Origin of the sequence: Sphingobacterium haloxyli, from assembly GCF_002980525.1 — a bacterium.
Lineage (GTDB): Bacteria > Bacteroidota > Bacteroidia > Sphingobacteriales > Sphingobacteriaceae > Sphingobacterium > Sphingobacterium haloxyli.
In genome coordinates, this window is the sequence record NZ_PVBQ01000013.1 from 75,622 (window position 1) to 97,630 (window position 22,009).

At 43.3% G+C, this 22,009-nt stretch carries 17 protein-coding genes and 1 tRNA gene; 15 read left to right on the top strand and 3 right to left on the bottom strand.

The genetic code is table 11. The annotated features are described in order from the left end of the window. Nucleotide 1: 1 nt before the first annotated feature. Together C5745_RS15160 and C5745_RS15165 are read right to left on the bottom strand one after the other, a co-directional pair. Complete coding sequence (locus C5745_RS15160; protein ID WP_105717854.1) at nt 2–1,000, bottom strand: pectinesterase family protein; 999 nt, start codon at nt 998–1,000, stop codon at nt 2–4. A 3-nt stretch (nt 1,001–1,003) separates the two neighbouring features. Further along, nucleotides 1,004–2,641, bottom strand: coding sequence for a glycoside hydrolase family 43 protein (locus tag C5745_RS15165; protein WP_105717855.1), 1,638 nt, complete (start codon nt 2,639–2,641; stop codon nt 1,004–1,006). 187 nt (nt 2,642–2,828) lie between these two features. Between C5745_RS15165 and C5745_RS15170 the strand changes: the two genes are divergently transcribed. The 12 genes from C5745_RS15170 to C5745_RS15225 all read left to right on the top strand — a co-directional run bounded on the left by C5745_RS15170 (nt 2,829) and on the right by C5745_RS15225 (nt 18,498). Next, entirely contained in the window at nt 2,829–3,572 is a 744-nt protein-coding gene (locus C5745_RS15170) for a rhamnogalacturonan acetylesterase (protein ID WP_105717856.1), read from the top strand. A gap of 11 nt (nt 3,573–3,583) precedes the next feature. After that, entirely contained in the window at nt 3,584–4,594 is a 1,011-nt protein-coding gene (locus C5745_RS15175; protein ID WP_105717857.1) for a zinc-binding alcohol dehydrogenase family protein, read from the top strand. A gap of 141 nt (nt 4,595–4,735) precedes the next feature. Further along, nucleotides 4,736–5,713: a pectinesterase family protein gene (locus C5745_RS15180; RefSeq protein ID WP_105717858.1), complete on the top strand. Its 978-nt coding sequence runs from the start codon at nt 4,736–4,738 to the stop codon at nt 5,711–5,713. A gap of 199 nt (nt 5,714–5,912) precedes the next feature. Next, nucleotides 5,913–7,823, top strand: coding sequence for a glycoside hydrolase family 88 protein (locus C5745_RS15185; RefSeq protein ID WP_105717859.1), 1,911 nt, complete (start codon nt 5,913–5,915; stop codon nt 7,821–7,823). Next, nucleotides 7,824–8,864, top strand: coding sequence for a pectate lyase (pelA, locus tag C5745_RS15190; protein WP_243403368.1), 1,041 nt, complete (start codon nt 7,824–7,826; stop codon nt 8,862–8,864). A gap of 4 nt (nt 8,865–8,868) precedes the next feature. Continuing rightward, nucleotides 8,869–10,386: a tagaturonate reductase gene (locus C5745_RS15195; RefSeq protein ID WP_105717860.1), complete on the top strand. Its 1,518-nt coding sequence runs from the start codon at nt 8,869–8,871 to the stop codon at nt 10,384–10,386. Further along, nucleotides 10,368–12,014 carry a UxaA family hydrolase gene (locus tag C5745_RS15200; RefSeq protein WP_105717861.1) on the top strand — a complete coding sequence of 549 codons (1,647 nt, stop codon included), beginning with the start codon at nt 10,368–10,370 and terminating at the stop codon, nt 12,012–12,014. The genes C5745_RS15195 and C5745_RS15200 overlap by 19 nt, the downstream gene beginning before the upstream one ends. Nucleotides 12,015–12,026: 12 nt before the next feature. After that, nucleotides 12,027–13,427: a glucuronate isomerase gene (uxaC, locus tag C5745_RS15205; RefSeq protein ID WP_105717862.1), complete on the top strand. Its 1,401-nt coding sequence runs from the start codon at nt 12,027–12,029 to the stop codon at nt 13,425–13,427. Between the two features lie 92 nt (nt 13,428–13,519). Then, nucleotides 13,520–14,179 carry a beta/alpha barrel domain-containing protein gene (locus tag C5745_RS15210; RefSeq protein WP_105717863.1) on the top strand — a complete coding sequence of 220 codons (660 nt, stop codon included), beginning with the start codon at nt 13,520–13,522 and terminating at the stop codon, nt 14,177–14,179. A gap of 73 nt (nt 14,180–14,252) precedes the next feature. Beyond that, on the top strand, nt 14,253–15,710 hold the full coding sequence (locus tag C5745_RS15215) for an MFS transporter (protein ID WP_105717864.1): 1,458 nt from the start codon (nt 14,253–14,255) through the stop codon (nt 15,708–15,710). A 7-nt stretch (nt 15,711–15,717) separates the two neighbouring features. Beyond that, a complete protein-coding gene (locus C5745_RS15220) occupies nt 15,718–17,337 on the top strand; it encodes an NADP-dependent glyceraldehyde-3-phosphate dehydrogenase (RefSeq protein WP_105717865.1) in 1,620 nt (539 codons plus the stop codon). 141 nt (nt 17,338–17,478) lie between these two features. Further along, on the top strand, nt 17,479–18,498 hold the full coding sequence (locus tag C5745_RS15225; protein WP_105717866.1) for a LacI family DNA-binding transcriptional regulator: 1,020 nt from the start codon (nt 17,479–17,481) through the stop codon (nt 18,496–18,498). On the opposite strand, the gene C5745_RS15230 is transcribed toward C5745_RS15225, so the two are convergent. Beyond that, nucleotides 18,495–19,673: an MFS transporter gene (locus C5745_RS15230; protein WP_243403369.1), complete on the bottom strand. Its 1,179-nt coding sequence runs from the start codon at nt 19,671–19,673 to the stop codon at nt 18,495–18,497. The two genes, C5745_RS15225 and C5745_RS15230, sit on opposite strands and share 4 nt — an antisense overlap. A gap of 155 nt (nt 19,674–19,828) precedes the next feature. Between C5745_RS15230 and C5745_RS15235 the strand changes: the two genes are divergently transcribed. From C5745_RS15235 to C5745_RS15245, 3 genes are all read left to right on the top strand, one after another. Then, nucleotides 19,829–19,901, top strand: a tRNA-Lys gene (locus C5745_RS15235). Between the two features lie 152 nt (nt 19,902–20,053). Further along, the gene (locus C5745_RS15240) at nt 20,054–20,656 is read left to right on the top strand and encodes a TetR/AcrR family transcriptional regulator (RefSeq protein ID WP_105717867.1); all 603 of its coding nucleotides are present in this window, start codon (nt 20,054–20,056) and stop codon (nt 20,654–20,656) included. Between the two features lie 55 nt (nt 20,657–20,711). Beyond that, nucleotides 20,712–21,995, top strand: a complete 1,284-nt coding sequence (locus tag C5745_RS15245) for a TolC family protein (RefSeq protein ID WP_105717868.1) — start codon at nt 20,712–20,714, stop codon at nt 21,993–21,995. The last annotated feature ends 14 nt before the right edge of the window (nt 21,996–22,009 follow it).

The following is a 22,009-nucleotide window of genomic DNA, read 5'->3' on the forward strand; positions in this document are numbered from 1 at the left end:
TTTATAACGGATTCCACCCGTTTAGTACCTGTTCACGGCTGTATTTTTTTAGATCTGATTTCTTCAATTGATGCGACCATTCGACTCTTTTCGACAAGTCTTTTGCTCCTGGCCCATAGCTACCGTATTCTGCGTAAAAAGTGGTTTTCTCTTTGTTGGGAAAATTTTTGTCGCCCGGCCATGGATGCCAACCCTCCGGTGTAATGTGCGCCCCCATTTCCGTGTTGATGAAAACCGTTTTAGCAAACGGGCGCCAAGGTCTACCGAGATAAACCTTATTTACCTGCTCGTCCTTGGTGGTCAGTCTGCAGGATTTGAATACAAAGCCGTAAGGGTCTTCCGCCGTTGTGGATGCCGCAGTAACATACGAGTCACGAAGGCTTTCAATATTACATCTTGAAAAATAAGCAGTTGCCGCACCAAAAATAAAATCCGTAGTGCCATTGATAAAACAATTCTCAAGAAAGGTACGTGTACCCGCCTTCGCGAGATAGAGTGTATCTTGGTTACCCAAAATGTGGCAGTTGCGTACGGTGATGCGGTCCCCCTCCGTATGCAAAGCCACGGCTTGCCCTACCCTACCAGCTGTGTTGGCGATCGTTAAATCTTCCAGCGAGCAATCATTCGCAGCAACTAATACCGTATACGATGTGTACGTGCTAAACTTCGGATTCCCCGTCACATCGACTCCCCGAAAAGGCTTGCCCGAATAATCGTCATGTTCAATGATCGACTTTTCCGCCCCTTCTCCCTTTAGCGTGATGTTTCTTTTGAAAGCTGGGATAACGACCTTTTCTTTATAAATACCTGCTTTGATATAAATAGTCACACGTTTTTCAGCATGATCCCTCACCTGGTTGATTGCTTCCTGTATCGTCGCAAAATCACCTGATCCATCCTGAGAAACAACTAACTCAAATCGGTTGTCTGTCGTCTGCGCTCTCCCCCCCATCGCGACAAAGGAGATAAATAAAACGAGTAATATCTTGTGTAGCCGCATAGCTTATTCTTTAATAGGCTCTACTCTAAACCAATCAAACTCTGCGTAACCGCTATCATTGATTTGCGTGTCACGTACGGCGTATAGCCCTAACGTGGCACCGATCCATTTGCCCGGCTTTGCTGTAAATGCTTCTCCTACTGCTGTATACTTTTTGCCGTCCAGGCTATAAGACCATTGGCAGACTGCCCCCTTGTTTACTTTTACGCGGAGGTATATGTACTCCCCTTCTTGCAAATCGGTGATGGTCGTGACCGACTCTTCGCCTGAAGTTAATCCATTCTTGCAGCTGGCATAATGGAGTGTTTGCTTGCCCTTGTCTTGCTTGATGTATAGCTGGCTGTAATCTTCTCCTACCGCAGCAAACCCAGCACGCTCATGCTCGATTTTCTCGTTTGCTATAAGCCGCATCTTGGTCGTTGCCATAAACTCCTCAGCAGGGAATTTTTGCGTGAGCACATGCGGAATATCTAACAAATTTTTGTGATTTTCTGGGACTTGTTGTGTGTATAATGTTAAGTGCCCATGCTTGCTCGGCATAAGCCAGGTACCATCAGGGTTGGCTTGCCATTGCCATTGCTTACCAAGTAGTGGTGTTTCGAATTCATCCGACTCGACAGGAGTCTCAATCGGATACGTTTTCCCAACGTTCGGTTTTTTATATGTCGATACCGGTTCCCCAGTTCCCTTAATATCGTTTTCTATACCGATGATAGGCCAATCATCAACCCACTTCATAGGCTGTAAGTGAACGATACGGCCATATGCATCTTTATCTTGAAAGTGTACAAACCAGTCCTCCCCGGTTTGCGTATCTATCCAAGCGCCTTGATGAGGGCCATTAATGGATGTGCTTCCTTGATGCATGGCGACGTGTCGTTCATAGGGACCATATACATTTTTAGAACGTAATACCAGCTGCCATCCGGTAGAAACGCCGCCCGCAGGAGCAAACAAATAGTAGTAGCCATTGCGTTTATGCATCTTGGTCCCCTCAATAGTTGGGTCGTCTTCATGTCCATCATAAACAATCACGCCGCGATCCAACACTTTGCTACCGGTTGCATTGAGCTTCGCAATAGCAACGACACTTTTCAGTCCGGCGCGACTCCCTGCATACGCAAAAGACAGGTAGTTATTGCCATCCTCGTCCCAAAACGGACAGGGATCGATTAATCCTTTGCCCTCAAATACCAGAACGGGCGCTGACCAGTCTCCGGCAGGGTCCTTCGTTTTAATCATATAGATGCCAAAATCAGGATCTCCCCAATATATGTAGAATTCGCCTTCATGATAGCGAATAGAAGGAGCCCAAATACCATTTCCATGTTGGACCGTGTTGAATACATCTTCTGGGATTTGCCTAGCCAAGGCGTGTGAGACGATTTTCCAGTTTACTAGGTCTTTTGAGTGTAATACAGGAAGCCCTGGAGCATGATTGAAGCTCGAGGCAGTCATATAAAAGTCATCGCCTACGCGGATCGCATCCGGGTCGGAATAATCGGCATGTAAAATCGGATTTTGGTACTGTCCGTTGCCCAAATCAGCAACCCATACGGATGAAACATGTGGGCTTTGCGCATAAATTGCTGAGCCGGATGATAGCACAAAAGCAAGTGAAAGTATAGAAAGTTTATTCATTGTTATGTGTTTGATTTACGTATTGGTAATCACAAGAATACATATTTTTGAGGAGTGTACAAAAAAAGAAATATGCAATCGTTACCGGCAACGATTGCGCGTAATTTTATAGTTTAGTTTTAAAAAAAATCAGATATTGACATCGTGTAAGCAAGCAAGGGAATAAACATACGTAAACCACAAAATAATGAAAACACCTAGGTTCATCCCATTTTGGGGAATATTTTTATTGGTTTTGCTGTGTAGTTTTATGCCGAAATCTAAGAAAACAGTTTGGATGATAGGCGATTCTACGATGGCTATAAAAGCGCCCGACAAATTTCCGGAAACGGGTTGGGGTGTGGCATTTGCGGAGATGTTCAGACCCGATGTGGATGTGCTAAATAAGGCAAAGAACGGGAGAAGCACGAAGTCCTGTATTCGAGAAGGGATCTGGAAAGAAGTAAGCGACGGGTTGAGAGGGGGAGATTATGTTTTTATTCAATTTGGGCACAATGATGAGAAAGTCCATAAGCCGAATACAGGAACAACGATTGAGGAATACAAAGCAAACCTTTCGTTATTCGTCACGGAAGCTCGGTCGAAAGGAGCCGAACCCATCTTGTTGACACCCATCGCCCGCCGTGCATTCGAGGACGGCAAGCTCGTCGATACGCATGGTGCGTATCCCGATGCGGTAAGAAAGGTAGCGGACAGCTTACATGTGCCGCTTATCGACTTGACACAACAAACATCGGAATTATTAACCGAGTTGGGCGAGGAGAAATCGGCCAGTTTGTTTTTACATCTGCCGGAGGGACATATCAATTATCCAAAAGGGGTAATCGATAATACACATTTGAATGAACGGGGGGCGGAGGCCGTCGCTCATCTTGTCGCTCTTGACCTGGAGCAGCAGCATATACCTTTAGCGAAAGATTTAAAAGAATAAATTATATACGGATGAAGAAATTAATTTGTGCCGAGCCGGGACGATTTGTGTATGAAGAGGCAGATATCCCAAAGCCGGGAAAAGGAGAATCCTTGCTGCGTATCCGAAAAATTGGAATTTGTGGTACGGATATCCATGCGTTTGCTGGCAGACAGCCTTTCTTTACTTACCCCCGCGTATTGGGGCATGAGGTTGCTGCGGACTATGTAGAAGGTGACGCAGCAGGGTTTACAACAGGGGATAAAGTGACGGTAATCCCGTATTTCACAGCTGGTACAGATATTGCTTCGCGGATGGGCAAGCCAAACTGTACCAATGATATGCGTGTTTTAGGCGTCCATATCGATGGCGCTATGGCCGAATATGTAGTTGTTCCGTCGCATGCCTTACGTAAAGCCACCGATTTGGATTATGACGATCTCGTACTTGTCGAGCCGTTATCCATTGGTGCCCACGGTATACAGCGGGGCGGTATTATTCCGGGAGAGTTTGTCCTGGTGATGGGAGCAGGCCCAATAGGTTTAGGGATTATCGCCTTGGCAAATATTGCGGGAGGAAAGGTTATCGCGCTGGATGTTGACGACAGTCGCTTGGCTTATGCAAAAGAGTTGGGGGCGTCTTACACCGTTTCGGCACGAGATGCGGATGTGCAGGAGCAACTGGCAACTATTACGAATGGTGACATGCCTACGCTTTTGTTTGACGCGACGGGGAATACAGCGGCTATCAATAACGCTTTCCAATATATGGCGCATGGTGCACGCTATGTGCTGGTAGGTTTGCAAAAAGAGGAGATACACTTTAGCCATCCGGAATTTCACAAACGAGAGGGTACATTGATGAGTAGCCGGAATGCTGTTGCGCGTGATTTTGAATATGTCATGGAGCGCTTACAGGACAAATCGTTAGATGCTCAACAGTTTATTACACGACGGGTCAAGTTCGAGGACGTGGCGGAACTGTTCACCGACGTTAATAAACCACTACTTTCCGGAATCAAGACCGTAATTGAGTTTAGTTAACTGAAATTACAGTATAAACTAGTGCGCAAACGTTACCGATAACGTTTGCGTTCTTAATTTTAAGCTAACCCGCTGCTAAACTGAATATTAATGTATAAATTTATCTTCGACCAATAAAGAGGGAGTAATAAAATACATTTAATGAAGGCAAACCTATTCATCATTTTGGTTTTTTTCTGGATGGAAGCTGCGTGGGGGGCATCCTATGACTTCGTCGTGGCGAAAGACGGTAGCGGTAATTTTGAGACCGTACAGGAGGCCATCGATGCCGTTTCTTCTTTTCGCAAAAATGTAACCACGATTTTTGTGAAAAAAGGGGTGTATAAAGAAAAGATTGTCTTAGCTTTTCCGAAGCAGCATATAAAACTCATTGGCGAAGACAAATTTAATACGATTCTGACGTATGATGACTTTGCTCAGAAAAAAAACATATTTGATGAAGAAATCGGCACATCGGGCTCATCCAGTTTCTATTGTATTGGAGATGGGTTTACTGCAGAGAATATCACGTTTGAAAATAGTGCCGGTCCTGTGGGACAAGCCGTAGCGATATGGGTGGCTGCGGATAAGGCAATCTTTATCAACTGTCGTTTCTTAGGCTTTCAAGATACGCTGTATACATATGGTAAAGGTGCGCGGCAATTATATGTCAACTGTTATATTGAGGGAACAGTAGATTATATTTTTGGATCGTCTACAGCTTGGTTTGAAGCCTGCGAGCTACATTGTAAGAAATCAGGCTATATTACCGCCGCTTCAACCCCTGAAACAGCTGAATACGGCTATATATTCAATAATTGTATCATCACGGGAGCTGAGGATGTGCAACGGTTTTATTTAGGTCGTCCGTGGCGGCCGTATGCGAAAGTCGTGTTTATGCATTGCATCTTACCGGAATTTATCGTTCCGGAAGGATGGCACAACTGGGGGAAGGAGAGCAACGAACAAACTGCTTTTTATGCAGAATATAAAAATAAGGGAGGGGGCGCTTTGTCACAAAGTCGTGTCAAATGGTCTAGGCAGCTCACGGACGAAGAGGCAGGAAAGTTAACACTATCAACTGTTTTCGGTGATTGGGACGCCAAATCAGTAATAAATAAACATCCGGTTCTCCGGTAACGATTGCATAGTTTTTTCTTTCTTTTTCTAGACAAACGGTGTAGACTTGTCTAAGCGAAATAGCCAAGAACTAAACAAATAAAGGGGAAAATGATACGAAAGAAACAAGATATCAGAATAATATATATCACTTTGCTCATGGTTTGGGGATGCAACGATGCATCAGAAAAAGCGTTGGTGATAAAGTAGGGGATAAAAAATGAAGAAGAATATAAGTTTTGTAGTTTGTTTACTGTTGTTAACACAGCTCGGTGTTGGGCAACAGAAACTATCCGAGAAAATGGCCATTACGGCGATGGATTCGCTGTATAAAGATGCCCGGTTCACCAATGTGGATAAGGGGCCCCAGTGGACCTACGACATGGGCGTAGTATTGGAAGGCATGGTGGAGGTATGGCGGAATACAGGCAATAAAACGTATTTCGACTATATACAAGGCTGGATGGATCAGTTTGTAATGGAAGACGGTGATATCCGAAATTATAGACCAGAAGAGTATAATATCGACCATATCAAAAATGGCCGCTCATTATTGTTCCTGTACAAGGTCACGGGGAAGCAGAAATATTTAAAAGCCAGTGAAAAGATCTATAACCAGATCTTGACACATCCTCGGACCAATGAGGGCGGATTTTGGCATAAGAAAATCTATCCGCATCAAATGTGGCTGGATGGACTCTATATGGCACAACCCTTTTATACAGAGTATGCTGCTTTGATGGGTATCGATAGTGCGTTTGATGATATCGTAAACCAGTTTACGTATATGGAAAATCATGCGCGAGATGAAAAAACGGGATTACTGTACCACGGTTGGGACGAATCCCGTAGCGAACGATGGGCAGATCCGACAACAGGACTTTCCAAACATTTTTGGGGACGGGGAATTGGCTGGTATGCGATGGCTTTGGTGGATGTGCTAGATTATTTCCCACAGGAGCATCCCGGTAGAGAAAAGCTCTTACAAATCTTGAACCGAACGTTGACGGCTATTGCGAAACACCAAGATGGTAAAACAGGGGTATGGTATGATATTGTTGATTTAGCTGCTCGCGAAGGAAATTATCTAGAGGCTTCGGCGTCCAGTATGTTCGTATATGCGATGGCGAAGGCTGTTAGAAAAGGATATGTGGCAAAAGAGGACTTCCAAGAATCAATTGATAAGGGGTATACCGGCTTGGTAAAACAGTTCGTCACCCCGGGCGGCCCTGACCGTGTGAATATTAACCATGTCGTAACTGTTTCCGGATTGGGAGGATCAAAAAATTACCGTGATGGGAGCTTTGCATACTATATGAGTGAACCCGTGAAACCTAATGATCCTAAAGGTGTTGGCCCTTTTATCCTAGCCGCATCCGAACTCGAATTTGCAAAAACAGCAAAAGGAGGAAAAATAAATGTGATGTTGGATAATCATTATAACAATGAGTACAAGAAGGCACCGGACGGTCAATTGAAGCCTTATCATTACCTTTGGGACGGTCAGGACAATAACGGTTTCTTTTTGTTAGGGCGCATATTTGAAGAATATGGAGGCAAATTGAACACATTGCGTGAAGCACCAACCCAGGAGAAGTTGGCAAACACCGATATTTATATCATTGTTGATCCTGATACGGAGAAGGAGACAACGAGTCCAAATTACATGAACGAAGCGGATGCGGATGAGATTGCAAGTTGGGTTCGGGCAGGAGGTGTGTTGGTGCTATTGCTCAATGATGCGGGCAATTGTGAGATAACGAAGTTCAATACCCTGCCTAAAAAATTCGGGATCACGTTTAATGAAGACAACCGGAATATGGTGAAAGGAAATAATTATGCGGAGGGCGCTATTATTATGCCGGCGAAAACAGAGATTTTCAAGAAGACAAAGAAGATTTATATAAAAGAAATCTCGACCATCGAGGTTACAAAGCCGGCAAAAGCGCTCGTGCAAGACAACGGCGATACCATCATCGCAACAGCAAAATTTGGTAAAGGAACTGTTTTCGCTATTGGTGATCCGTGGTTGTACAATGAATATGTAGATGGGCGCAAACTTCCGGCAGAATATCAGAACTTTGACGCAGCGCATGAACTGATACACTGGTTAGTGAAAAAAGCGAAATAAATGATGCGTATTAGGTTTTCCATATTGTTTTATTGTTTGCTCTCGGTATCGTATTCTGTTTTTGCGCAGGAGAGGCTAAAAGATAGTTTAGCAGAGAAGGTGCTGGTATACCAGCTTCCCAATGGAGCATGGGGAAAACAAGTTGATAAGAAAGCAGTCAATTATGCTTTACCATTAACGAAGGAATTACTTCAGAAAATTAAAGCCACGGGCGAAGAACAGGCTACGATTGACAATGGAGCAACAACGCGCGAAATTAACATATTAATGGAGGCCTATGCCAAAACGCAGAACGCTGATTATTTAAACGCAGCTCGTCTAGGGGTAGCATATTTGTTGGAAGCACAATATGAAAATGGGGGTTTTCCGCAATACTATCCTAACAAGTCCTTATATCGGGGACAAATCACCTATAATGATAACGCAATGATTAATGTGTTAACCGTGTTGGACAACTTAGTGAAGGAAAAAGCGGGTTTTGCCGCACTAGGTGAGGACAAGTTAAAAAGACGTGCGGCAGATGCATTGGCGAGAGGCATAGATTGTATATTGAAAACACAGGTGGTTCAGGACGACTCTTTAACCATCTGGGCCGCGCAATATGATGAAAAAACGTTACGGCCAGAACAGGCCAGAGCTTTTGAGCCAGCTTCGCTAAGTACATCGGAATCGGTCAACATTGTTCGTTTTTTAATGCAGCAGCCCGTTACACCAGCAATAGAACAAGCTGTAGAATCTGCTATTCGTTGGTTTGCCGCACATGATCTAGAAGGATATCGATTTGATAAGACAAAAGATCCGAAAACAGGAAAAACGGTTCGTGACTTGGTCGCCGATAGCACTTCCGTGATATGGTCGAGATTTTATGATATCGAGAATAATAAACCGCTATTCGGCGATCGGGACAATAGCGTGACTTACGATTTTTCACAAATATCAGATGAACGAAAGAATGGGTATGCATGGTTTGGGAATTGGCCGGCGAAACTGTTGGAAAAAGACTACCCCAAGTGGAAGAAAAATAAGGAGATAAAAAAGTAGAGATATGTTACTTTCAAGAGAGAATATAGGAAAAATAGATGCGAGCAAGGTTGAACTGCCCGAAGGCAATTCGTTCGACTTGCCGGAACGTGTGTTGCAATTTGGCACTGGGGTGCTGTTGAGGGGCTTGCCCGATTATTTTGTTGACAAGGCAAATAAAGAGGGCCTGTTTAACGGGCGCATTTTGGTTGTTAAATCAACAGCATCATCTGGTACGGATGAATTTGCAGAGCAGGAAGGGTTATACACCTTATGTATCAAAGGAATAGAGGATGGACGGGAAGTCATTCGATACAGTGTCAATAATGCGATTTCAAGGGTTTTGTCAGCCTCGAAAGATTGGCAAGCTATCCTTGAAGCGGCACGGAACCCGGAAATGCAAGTTGTATTTTCCAATACAACGGAAGTAGGGATCGTGTTGAGTAACGATAAGATAACAGACGGTCCTCCTGCCTCGTTTCCCGGAAAATTATTGTCCTTCCTGTACGAACGGTACCGACACTTTGGTGGTGATACGACAAAAGGGCTCGTGGTGCTCCCTACAGAATTGATTTCCGACAATGCAACAAAACTGAAGAAAATTTTACACAGTTTGGTCGCTCAGAATAACCTGGAAAAAGGGTTTTTAACGTGGCTAGACGAGGCCAATGACTTCTGCAACACGTTGGTAGATCGTATTGTGCCGGGTCGTTTGCCGAGCGAGGAGCAACAACAAACGGAACAGGAGCTGGAGTATCAGGATAAGCTAATGATCATGGCGGAGCCGTTCCGTTTATGGGCCATCGAAACCGATTCGCAACGCGTGAGGAATGTCCTTTCGTTCACAGAAGTAGACGGCGGTGTAGTACTTGTTCCGTCTATCGATAAGTTCAAGGAAATTAAGCTGCGCCTCTTAAACGGGACACATACGCTAAGTTGTGCAGCGGCGTTGTGGAGTGGCTTTATAACCGTCAAAGAGGCGATGCAAAATGAGGCGTTTAATGCTTTCGTCCGTGGCCTGATGAAAAATGAGATAGGTAAATCTATAGTCGATCAAAACATTAAGACACAGGATGTGGAGGATTTTGCGAATCGTGTGATCGATAGGTTTAGCAACCCCTTTCTTGAGCATCGATGGGAAAACATTGCGTTAAACTATACGTCGAAGATGAATATGCGCAATATCGCATTGCTAGAAAAATGGTATACGAAGAATCTCGTTCCTCCGCAACACATCGCGTTGGGTTTCGCCGCCTATATCAAGTTTATGGATACTGAAGAGCAAGATGGTCAGTATGTACAGGAGATTAACGGGCAGAAAATTGTCGTTCAAGACGAGTTTGCACTAGCCATGTTAAACCATTGGAAGAATAGAGAGACGGTAGTATCCGATGTGCTCCGTGATGATAGCCTATGGGGAAAAGATTTGACAGCATATTCGGAGTTTGAATCGACCGTACAACATTATCTACAAGAAATGAACACAAACGGTGTATTGAAAACAATTGAAAAGTTAAACGCAGAATGGCAAATAGAATATTAAGGATCCACCCGAAGGATAATGTATTGGTGGCATTGCAGGATTTGTCAAAGGGTGAGCAAATTGAATTTGACGGCGTTGTTTATACCCTACAGGACGACGTACCGGCGAAGCATAAGTTTTTTATGCAGGAAATGCACCAAGGGAGTGAAATTTATATGTATGGGGTACTCGTGGGAAAAACACAGTATGCCGTGCAGCAAGGGGGGATTATGAATACGGACAATACAAAACATGCTGCAGATCCCTATAGATTCCGCCCTTATGAATACACATGGGAAATGCCCGATGTTTCGCGTTTCGAAGGCAGAACCTTTAACGGGTATGTTCGCTCCGATGGCAAAGTGGGTACAGCCAATTATTGGCTTTTTATCCCCACCGTATTTTGTGAAAACAGAAACCTTGATGTTATCAAGGAAGCACTTCACAATGAGTTGGGTTATTCGGTCACGGGAAAATACCGGGCTTTCACCCGTGAGTTGCTTGCTGCATATGAAGACGGACAGGATATCAGCACCCTGCTGCCCGAGCAGTTGAGCGTAACCACCCATAAGCAAAATCGTGTCTTTAAGAATGTAGATGGTATCAAGTTTTTAAATCATCAGGGAGGATGTGGCGGTATCCGACAAGATGCTGCGGTTCTAGGAAAGCTATTAGCAGCGTACGCCGATCACCCTAATGTGGCTGGTGTCACGGTATTAAGTCTCGGTTGCCAAAATCTGCAGTTAAATGATCTATTGGCCGACATCAAAGAAAGAAACCCGAACTTTAAAAAGCCGATTTATGTCTTTGAACAACAACAGTCCAAAAGCGAAGAACAACTCATTCAGGAAGCTATACAAAAGACCTTTGTCGGACTGATAGAAATTAATAAATTGGAACGGCAACCTGCTCCGTTGAGTAAATTAACCTTGGGGGTAAAATGCGGTGGTAGCGACGGTTTCAGCGGGATATCGGCCAACCCGGCTGTAGGATATACGTCTGATTTGCTGGTCGCTTTAGGGGGCAAAGTGCTGTTGGCAGAGTTTCCCGAATTGTGTGGGGCCGAACAAAATCTAATCGATAGAACGATTGAGCCCGAAGCAGCTCATAAATTTATTAGACTAATGACGGCGTACAGTCAGGCGGCAGAAGATGTTGGTTCTGGGTTTCACATGAACCCGTCTCCAGGAAATATTCGGGATGGTCTGATTACCGACGCTATAAAGAGTACAGGAGCGGCTAAAAAAGGCGGAACGTCGCCGGTGGTTGACGTACTGGATTATACCGAAGAAGCAACGAAACCGGGGCTAAATCTCGTGTGCACGCCCGGTAATGATGTAGAGGCAACAACCGGAAAGGCCGCTTCGGGCGCTACCCTAATTTTGTTTACCACGGGGCTTGGCACGCCTACGGGAAACCCGATTTGCCCTGTTATTAAGGTAGCTACCAATAACGCGTTGGCTCAACGCATGGGAGATATAATTGATATCAATACGGGGGCTATCATTGACGGCGATAAAACCATCGAGCAAATGGGCGAAGATATCTTAGAATATTGCATTAAAGCCGCCAGTGGAGAAGTAATACCAAAAGCAGTACAGTTAAATCAAGACGACTTCATTCCTTGGAAAAGAGGAGTAAGTTTATAAAACTATATAATCATGAAAGCATTTTTAGACGATAACTTTTTATTAAACAGTAAGACAGCAGAAACGTTATATCATCAGTTTTCAAAGAGCTTGCCGATTATCGATTACCACAACCACCTGATACCAGAACAAATTGTGAATGACACGCAATTTGAAAACATAAGTCAGGTATGGTTGAATGGCGACCATTATAAATGGCGCGCCATGCGTGCCAACGGGGTAAATGAGAAATATATTACCGGAGATGCTTCCGACAAGGAGAAGTTTTTAAAATGGGCGGAAACTGTTCCATATACATTGCGTAATCCCTTGTACCATTGGACACACTTAGAACTTCAGCGCTACTTTGGCATCAAGGATTTACTATCTCCTAAAACAGCGGAAAAGATCTATGAAGAGACGGCGGCTAAATTGGCAGAGCCGGGTTATTCTGTTCGGGGGTTATTGAAAATGATGAATGTTGAGGTCGTATGTACGACGGACGACCCGATAGACTCCTTGAATTTTCATCAGCAGTTTGCGCAGGAGAATGAAAGCTTCAAGATGCTTCCGGCTTTTCGTCCGGATAAAGCCATGAACGCAGACGATGTTGAAGCGCTGAACACTTATATCGATCAAGTGGAAGCAGTGACAAATACATCTATCGGAAGTTATGCGGCTTACTTAGACGCACTGAAGACAAGACACGACTTCTTTGCAGAAAACGGTTGTTCTGTTTCTGATCACGGGTTAGAGCAGATTTACGCCGAAGACTATACCGATCAGGAGATTGCCCTTATTTTCGAAAAAATAAGAGCAAAACAAACTTTGACACCTAGCGAAAATTTGAAGTTCAAATCGGCTATGTTAGTGCAATTCGCGGAATGGGATCACGAAAAAGGTTGGGTTCAACAGTATCATCTAGGTGCCCTACGTAATAACAATGCGCGTATGTTACGCTTAAACGGACCGGATACAGGCTGGGATTCCATCGGTGACTTTAGCCAAGCGAGAGCACTTTCTAAGTTCCTTAACAGATTGGATAACCAGGATAAGCTGACAAAAACGATTTTATACAATCTGAACCCAGCTGACAATGAATTAATCGCCACCATGATCGGAAATTTTAACGATGGATCAATCAAAGGAAAAATTCAGTTTGGATCAGCCTGGTGGTTCCTAGATCAAAAAGATGGTATGACTAAGCAGATTAACGCGTTGTCGAATATGGGGCTATTGAGCCGTTTGGTAGGGATGTTGACCGATTCTCGAAGCTTCTTGTCGTTTCCACGACATGAATATTTCAGACGGTTAGTGTGTGATATCTTCGGAGAAGATATAGAAAAAGGAGAATTGCCAAATGATATGGAATGGGTTGGGAAAATTGTAGGCGATATTAGTTATCATAACGCGAAAGAATACTTCAACTTTTAGATTTCTGCGCTCAAATGACTATCTTTCCGAAATATTCTAATGACACCTAAACCGGTCAGCGGGAAGAATTAACATAGAACAAAACGAATATAATGGGTAAAAGAAAAGAAGTTTTAGATGCGATTTTAAAACAGGGAATGTTGCCTTTGTTTTTTCATACAGACGTACAAGAAAGCGTAGCTATTGTAAAGACGTTATATGCATCGGGGATTCGTGTCTTTGAGTTTACAAATCGTGGAGACGAGGCAAAGCGCGTTTTTAAAGCATTAATAGATGCTCGAAACGAAGAAATGCCTGAGCTTCAGCTAGGCATTGGCACGATTAAAACAAATGCAGAAGCCGATAAGTTTATCAGCCTTGGCGCGGATTTTATCGTCTCACCGATAGTTATCCCCGAAGTAGGAGACCTAACGCATAGTCATGATTTATTATGGATTCCGGGCTGTATGACGCCTACAGAGATAGCGTTAGCGCAACAAAATAAAGCCTCTTTAATTAAGCTTTTTCCGGCGAACGTATTAGGACCCGGATTCTTGTCTGCGATTAGAGAGCTTTTCAAGGGCCAGCTATTTATCCCAACTGGAGGCGTCGATTTAGAAATAGAAAATCTAAAATCTTGGTTTAATGCTGGTGTCGCCGCCGTAGGGATGGGTAGCAAACTAATCAACCCGAAAAATACAGCTGGCCTGGCCGAAAAAACACAACAGGCAATACAGCTAGTGGAGCAAGCAAAGGCATCGATTGAAAAATGATAAATAATACACAATTTATTTCACGATTACGAACAACGAATTACAAAAAAATATAAACAAAAACGCTATACCAATGAACATAGAAAAGAAAAGCAATTATAGGTGGACGATATGTTCGCTACTATTTTTTGCAACAACAATTAACTATTTGGATAGACAGGTGCTGTCGCTCACGTGGAAAGATTTTATTGCCCCGGAGTTCCACTGGACAAATAGCGACTATGGATTGATCACGGCATTGTTCTCTATATTTTACGCTGTAAGTATGTTGTTTGCTGGCCGTTTTGTAGACTGGCTTGACACTAAAAAAGGTTTTTTGTGGGCTATAGGGATCTGGTCCGTCGGCGCAATATTACATGCTTTTTGTGGCATCGCCACTTCAGGGATTGTTGCTGGAGAGTGGCTTGTTGGGTTTGAAGGAGCGAAAGAAGCAATTGGGCGTGTGAATGATGTCGCGCTTGTTGTCAATGTGAGTGTTACGCTGTTTATTTTTGCACGTTTTGTCCTAGCCGTAGGTGAAGCGGGAAATTTTCCGGCAGCTATTAAAGCTACCGCCGAGTTTTTCCCTAAAAAGGATAGAGCGCTTTCGACGAGTATCTTCAATGCGGGAGCAACTATTGGCGCATTGGCCGCTCCACTAACGATTCCCGTGATCGCCGCTTACTGGGGTTGGGAGATGTCATTTATCATTATTGGTGCGCTCGGTTTTGTATGGATGGGTTTCTGGATCTTTATGTACAAGAAGCCTCATAAACACCCTAAGATTAACAAGGCAGAGTTAGCCTATATTATGCAGGATGGCGACGGCGACGAAATCGAACCAGAGGATGTCGTCGGAGTAGCCCCACCTACAGGAAAGAAGAAAATGTCTTTCGCTAGCTGCTTCAAACACAAACAAACATGGGCCTTTGCATTCGGTAAGTTCATGACAGATGGGGTATGGTGGTTCTTTTTGTTCTGGATGCCCGCGTACCTTTCTTCGGTTTATGATATCAAATCATCGGATACAGAGGGGCAATTGGCGTTGTTTGTATTGTACTTGATAACCTTATTATCTATTATTGGCGGTTGGTTACCCTCGTATTTTGTGGACAAAAAGGGATTAAATCCTTATGACGGACGTATGAAAGCTATGTTGTTGTTTGCTTTTATTCCGTTGCTGGTATTGTTTGCACAGCCGTTGGGACATATTTCCTACTGGGTTCCCGTTATATTTATTGGCTTTGCGGGCGCGGCACATCAGGCTTGGTCAGCGAATATATTCTCTACTGTAGGAGATATGTTCCCCAGAAGTGCTATCGCAACCGTTACCGGTATTGGTGGTCTTGCAGGCGGAGTAGGTTCGACGTTCATCAACTTCGGTTCGGGAAAACTGTTTGACTATACTGCGGAAACGCAGATGACTTTTATGGGCTTTCAGGGTGAAGAAGCAGGTTATTTTATTGTTTTTTCTTTCTGTGCTGTAGCCTACCTAATCGCGTGGGCAGTAATGAAGGCCTTGGTGCCAAAAATGGAAATAATTAAAGGATAATCGTAAAATGGATCTAGATTTAGCGCACATTTTCTATAAAGAAGAGGACATCCCGGTGGAATTTTCTCTAGCGGAGCAGATCGATCAGCGAACGTTCCTCTCGAACGGAGAGATGCTTACCTGGACAGGACAGACGAGTGAGGTATTTTCACCCGTTTGTGTAAAGACAAAAGAGGGGTTGGTAAGAAAACGTATAGGAAGCTATCCGGTATGTACTGAAAAAGAATCGATGGTCGCTTTGGAAGCTGCTGTGAAAGCCTACGACAATGGGCGCGGCGAGTGGCCCACGATGAGTGTGGCCGACCGCATTACCTGTGTTGAGCGATTCACGGAAAAGATGTTAGAGAAGAAAGACATCGTAGTGAAGCTCATCATGTGGGAAATCGGAAAATCTTACGCTGACTCCGTTAAAGAGTTTGACCGGACAGTCGAATATATTTATGCGACGATTGACGCCTTGAAAGATTTGGACAGAGACTCGTCGCGCTTCCAGATAGAACAGGGGATCATAGCGCAGATTCGTCGTTCGCCGTTAGGTGTCGTGCTTTGTATGGGGCCGTTTAACTATCCATTGAACGAAACGTTCACGACCCTCATCCCTGCGTTAATTATGGGTAACACCCTGTTGTTTAAACCACCAAAACATGGGACATTATTGCACTATCCTTTATTGGAGGCATTTCGGACCAGTTTTCCGAAGGGAGTTGTCAACACCATCTACGGTCGGGGAAATAAGATTGTACCCCAACTAATGCAATCGGGAAAAATTAATGTACTAACGCTTATCGGTTCCAGCCGTGTAGCGGACGAATTGAAGAAACTGCACCCGCGTGTAAATAGGTTACGCGCCATTTTAGGGTTAGACGCTAAAAATGCAGCGATCATTACAAAAGATGCAGATCTTGATTTGGCCGTCTCTGAAACCGTATTAGGCTCGCTGTCGTTTAATGGGCAGCGATGCACGGCTTTGAAGATCGTCTATGTGCACCGTGCCATAGCGCAGGAATTTTTGAAGAAGTTAAGTGCTGAAGTTGCGAAATTGAAATACGGGATGCCATGGGAAAAAGGTGTGGCTTTGACGCCGCTACCAGAAATCAATAAACCAGCGTATTTGACGGAGTGCCTGGAAGATGCGAAAGCTAAAGGGGCTAAAGTGGTTAACGAACACGGAGGAGAGTTTCTCGAATCATTCTTTTATCCTGCTATCGTTTATCCAGTAAATTCGCAGATGAAACTTTATAGGGAAGAACAATTTGGTCCGGTAATCCCTGTCATTCCATTTGATGACTTGGAAGAACCTATCGAATATTTAATCGAATCTTCTCATGGACAGCAAGTGAGTATATTTAGTAACAACCATGCTGTTATTTCATCCTTAATAGACCCCTTAGTCAATCAAGTAAGCCGCGTCAATATCAATTGTCAGTGCCAGCGGGGTCCGGACACATTTCCCTTCACGGGAAGAAAAGACAGTGCCGAGGGAACATTATCGGTAGTAGATGCCTTGCGATCGTTCTCTATCCGATCGCTTGTGGCGACGAAGAATACAGATAAAAATAAAAAGCTGTTGAACGAAATAGTGCGTGATCACAGTTCAAACTTCCTAAGCACGAAATATATTTTCTAATAAGACGGAGGGCAGGCTACTTTGCCTGCCCTTTTTTTGTTGAAGTGCTTCAGCAAATAACCGGTTGGCTTTCCTAGTCTCGTAGCGCTATATTTTAATATATCGGCTATTTTAGGTATTATTACAACATAATTACCTGTTATGGCGTTTGAGAACTATACGATAAAAGATATTGCAAAGGCCTTAAACCTTTCCACTTCCACCGTTTCCAGAGCTTTACGAGATAGCTATGAAATCAGTACAGACACGAAAAGGATGGTGTTGGAGTATGCGGCGAAAATAAACTACCGCGCAAATCCCATTGCGCGAAGCTTAAAGGAGAAGAAAAGTTATAGCATCGGGGTGATCGTGACGGAAATTGCCAATAATTTTTTCTCGCAGGTTATTGATGGAATAGAGTCAGTCGCTTATAGCAAGAATTATCAAGTTGTTATCTCTCAAATGCGTGAGTCCTCTGTTCGGGAACGGTCGAACGTAGAATATCTGTACTCCCGTTCAACGGATGGTCTTCTCATCGCATTATCTTCCGAAACAACTGATTTATCTTATCTGGAACAACTTATGAATAAAGGTTTTCCCATTGTTTTCTTTGATCGCGTACCCAATGACCTAGCCTGCCATAAGGTAATTGCAGATAATCGTCAGGGAGGATTCGACGCCATTCAATATCTTGTCCGGAAAGGAAAACGAAAGATTGCCCATCTTACAGGAACAAAAAAACTTTCTATTACGATGGAACGACTGGAAGGCTATAAGATGGGACTGGAAGCGAACGGACTTCCATACCTTCCCGAGCTGGTTAAGCACTGTGAATATGGAGGACTCCACCAGGACGAAATCGAACAGGCCGTGACAGAACTTTTACAAGAGGAATATGATGCTATTTTTATCTCAGGAGACAAATTGAGTATGGGGTATCTGCAGGCGATGAAAGCACGGCCAGGGGCAGACTTGACGAAAATTGATGTAACGGGTTTTACAAACTCTAAAGTTGTAAATCTATTCTCACCCCCCATTACAGCAGTACGGCAACCGGCGTTTGAGATGGGCGAGAAAGCCGCAGAACTATTGATCCAACAAATTGAATCCAAACATCTGATAGAGGAGTTTGAAACAATTGTGTTTCCGACGACCTTGATAGAGCAAAGCGTATCGGATTAACTCTTATTAAATACAGTAAGCCGGCTGGTTAACGCAAACATCAGCAAGCCAAAACACGCGAATACTCCGAACGAATATCGTAAACTAAATACCTCTGCTATATAACCGATAAGTGGCGGGCCCATAAGAAAGCCTAAATAGCTCACGCTGGAGACCATTGCTAAGGCCACTCCGGAGGAGATGGTTTTGTGCGTTCCTGCAACGGAGTATACAGATGGTATGTTACAAGCAACCCCTAACCCGACGAGCATAAAAGCGAGTGTACATAGAATAAGTCCGGGGAAAATCACGGCGCTCATCATGCCCACAAACATGAGGATTCCGCTAATCTGTAATGTTCGTTTACGGCCGATTCGACTAATGACGGCGTCACCGACAAATCGTCCCAACGCCATGGTGACCATGAAAGAAGCATACCCGAGGGTGGTCCATTTTTCTGGTGCTAACACAATATCATGGAAATAAACGCCGCTCCAATCAAACATTGCCCCTTCGGTTGCCATACTGCAAAAACCAATGACCCCCAGGGATATTAACAGGCGGTCAGGTTTAAATGAAAAAGACTTTTTTTCAGACGAACTCGTAATGTCCTGTACGAGATAAGCCCTATTTAGAAATATATTGATGAGCATTAGGCCCATAACAATATAGAAGTGGGTTTGGGTCGATAGATCAATATTAAAAGAAATCAGACCAATTATAGCACCTGTAAAACCGGCGATACTCCAGGAGCCATGAAAGGATGACATGATGGATTTCTGATAAAGACGTTCAGCTAGTACGCCCTGCGTGTTGACGGAGATATTACATATATTACCAACCACGCCGAAAAGCAAGAGCGTACCCCCTAGTTGCCAAGCGTTTGATGCAAAAGGGATGCTACATAGCACCATTAAATAGAGAACTGCCGCAATGGGCATAATACGGTGACTTCCGTATTTGCTAACAAGCCTTCCCGAAATGGGCATCGTCAACAATTGACCGATAGGCAACGCTAGCAAGACCGTGCCTAATTGTGCTTCCGTTAGTTGTAATTGAGACTTTATCACGGGAATACGACTTGCCCAGCTAGCGAACGCCAATCCTTGTCCGAAATAGAATAATGAAACAGCTAAGCGTATTCGTTGCTTGTTCCCATACATTGCGGTGTTTTGCGTATTTGTTGACGAGTCCATGGGCACATCCTGATTTTGAGGCAAAAGTACGCTAAATTTTACGCATTAAATAATTAGTGGATACGTTGGATTGGAAGATGCCAAATTTTAGAGACCCGTTAAAAACCGAGAAATTGTTGGTATTTAGCAGAAGACCGCTTACATTTGTGTTAGCCGACTCCGTAGCTCAGTTGGTAGAGCAACTGACTCTTAATCAGTGGGTCGAGAGTTCGAGCCTCTCCGGGGTCACTTCTTGGGACAAGTCTAAAAATGATAGACTTGTCCCATTTTTTGCGCTGTACGTGGGATTATCTAGTTCTATTTTTTAATCATTTGATTAAAATGTTTGGTTAATTGAAGCATTAGTTTTTATATTTGTTGCTTTAAAGCATATTGGCTAAATGACGAAAAGCAAAGAAGCAAAGCGTTTAGATACGTCTACAGAGGAGAAAATCATACAAGCAGCGAGTAAGGTGTTTACACAAAAAGGCTATGTAGCGACGCGTACACGCGATATTGCGGAAGAAGCTGGCATTAATCTAGCTTTGCTCAACTATTATTTCCGCAGTAAAGAAAAATTGTTCCAGTTGATTATGGCAGAGAAACTGCAGTTGTTATTTAGCGTGATCTTACCCATCGTCAACAACGATGATCTAACATTGGAAGAAAAGATGGAGACCCTCGTCGAAAACTATATCACTTTGTTAGTTGATAACCCCGATTTGCCCCTATTTGTTTTAGGAGAGATAAAGGCAAATCCGGAAGGCTTTAAAGACAGATTACAGGTTAGGAAGCTACTGCAACATTCTTCTTTTATCCGCCAATTGCGAGAGAGAAGACCAGACGTGGAACCTGTACAGTTTATTGTATCGTTGCTCGGAATGACAGTTTTCCCTTTCATAGCAAAACAAATTCTATTTGCAGATGATAAAATTTTTAAAATACAGATGGAAGCAAGAAAAATATTAATAGCTAAGTGGGCAAAAATGATGCTGGAAACATAAAGTGTTTTTTTTGTGCTGCCGTTAATCAAGTGATTAAAACAAAATAATTAAAATAATGATTAGAATAGTATTTACACGGATATTAACTGTTATAGGCTGCTGGTTAATAACAAATAACTACACCTATGCGCAGTTATCTCGATCATTAAACCTTGACGTTTGCTATCAACTCGCAGAAAACAATTACCCTTTGGTAAAACAATATGCTCTGTTAGACAAAACAAAAGAATATTCCTTGACCAACGCTTCAAAAGGCTACCTACCACAGATAAATGTAGGAGGACAAGCGAGTTATCAATCGGACGTAACACAAATACCAATATCTCTTCCTAACATCGATGTCCCTTCTATGAGCAAAGACCAGTACAAATTATATGGAGAAGTATCGCAACCGCTTACGGATTTGTTTATGGTAAAACACCAAAAGGAACTTGTTTACGCTAATGCGGCTGTGGAAGAACAAAAAGTAGAAGTGGAATTGTACAAACTGAAAGAACGTATCAACCAATTCTACTTTGGAATCCTATTAATTGATGCTCAGATAGCCCAGGTTGAACTCTTAAAAAAGGACATCCGTTCCGGGATGAACAGAAACGACGTCGCTATTGCTAATGGAATTGCTTTAAAAAGTAGTAGTGATGTACTTGCAGCGGAGTTATTGAAAGCAGACCAGCGTACCATTGAGTTGAAAGCCACGCGGAAAGGTTATGCCGATATGCTTTCCCTCTTCATCAATCGTACCATTGATGAACACACAATATTGGAAAAGCCATTTACAGCAACTGCTCTAATGACGGAAATCAACCGTCCGGAATTAAAATTATTTGAAACACAGAAGAAAACCTTTGACGTGCACAACAAACTGATAAACAACAGGGTTTTGCCACACTTTAGTCTTTTCTTTCAGGGAGGGTATGGCAGACCTGGGCTAAACATGTTGAACAATAATTTTGATTTGTATTATATCGGAGGTGTTCGCCTTACGTGGAACATCTCCAGCTTCTATACACAGAAACAAGAAAAGCAATTGCTGGATCTAAGTCAAAACGCGTTGGAAGTGCAAAAAGAAACGTTTCTATTCAATACTAACCTTACATTAAAACAACAGGATAGTGAAATAGCGAAACTGGAAGAACTGATACAAACAGATCGGGATATTGTTCAATTAAGGAAGAATGTAAAGCTATCTGCACAAAACCAGTTGGCGTACGGCACAACGACTACAAACGATTACCTCACATATATCAACGCAGAAGACCAGGCAAAGCAAAATATGATTGTCCACGAAATACAGCTTTTGATGGCACAGTATAATTTTAAAACAACATCAGGGAATTAAAATAGACAACCATG

Coding starts and splice junctions, on each gene's coding strand:
- C5745_RS15180 (WP_105717858.1), top strand. CDS start 4,736: ATGAAGGCAAACCTATTCATCATTTTGGTTTTTTTCTGGATGGAAGCT.
- C5745_RS15185 (WP_105717859.1), top strand. CDS start 5,913: ATGAAGAAGAATATAAGTTTTGTAGTTTGTTTACTGTTGTTAACACAG.
- C5745_RS15230 (WP_243403369.1), bottom strand. CDS start 19,673: ATGGACTCGTCAACAAATACGCAAAACACCGCAATGTATGGGAACAAG.
- C5745_RS15210 (WP_105717863.1), top strand. CDS start 13,520: ATGGGTAAAAGAAAAGAAGTTTTAGATGCGATTTTAAAACAGGGAATG.
- C5745_RS15200 (WP_105717861.1), top strand. CDS start 10,368: ATGGCAAATAGAATATTAAGGATCCACCCGAAGGATAATGTATTGGTG.
- uxaC (WP_105717862.1), top strand. CDS start 12,027: ATGAAAGCATTTTTAGACGATAACTTTTTATTAAACAGTAAGACAGCA.
- C5745_RS15170 (WP_105717856.1), top strand. CDS start 2,829: ATGAAAACACCTAGGTTCATCCCATTTTGGGGAATATTTTTATTGGTT.
- pelA (WP_243403368.1), top strand. CDS start 7,824: ATGATGCGTATTAGGTTTTCCATATTGTTTTATTGTTTGCTCTCGGTA.
- C5745_RS15245 (WP_105717868.1), top strand. CDS start 20,712: ATGATTAGAATAGTATTTACACGGATATTAACTGTTATAGGCTGCTGG.
- C5745_RS15215 (WP_105717864.1), top strand. CDS start 14,253: ATGAACATAGAAAAGAAAAGCAATTATAGGTGGACGATATGTTCGCTA.
- C5745_RS15220 (WP_105717865.1), top strand. CDS start 15,718: ATGGATCTAGATTTAGCGCACATTTTCTATAAAGAAGAGGACATCCCG.
- C5745_RS15175 (WP_105717857.1), top strand. CDS start 3,584: ATGAAGAAATTAATTTGTGCCGAGCCGGGACGATTTGTGTATGAAGAG.
- C5745_RS15240 (WP_105717867.1), top strand. CDS start 20,054: ATGACGAAAAGCAAAGAAGCAAAGCGTTTAGATACGTCTACAGAGGAG.
- C5745_RS15165 (WP_105717855.1), bottom strand. CDS start 2,641: ATGAATAAACTTTCTATACTTTCACTTGCTTTTGTGCTATCATCCGGC.
- C5745_RS15160 (WP_105717854.1), bottom strand. CDS start 1,000: ATGCGGCTACACAAGATATTACTCGTTTTATTTATCTCCTTTGTCGCG.
- C5745_RS15225 (WP_105717866.1), top strand. CDS start 17,479: ATGGCGTTTGAGAACTATACGATAAAAGATATTGCAAAGGCCTTAAAC.
- C5745_RS15195 (WP_105717860.1), top strand. CDS start 8,869: ATGTTACTTTCAAGAGAGAATATAGGAAAAATAGATGCGAGCAAGGTT.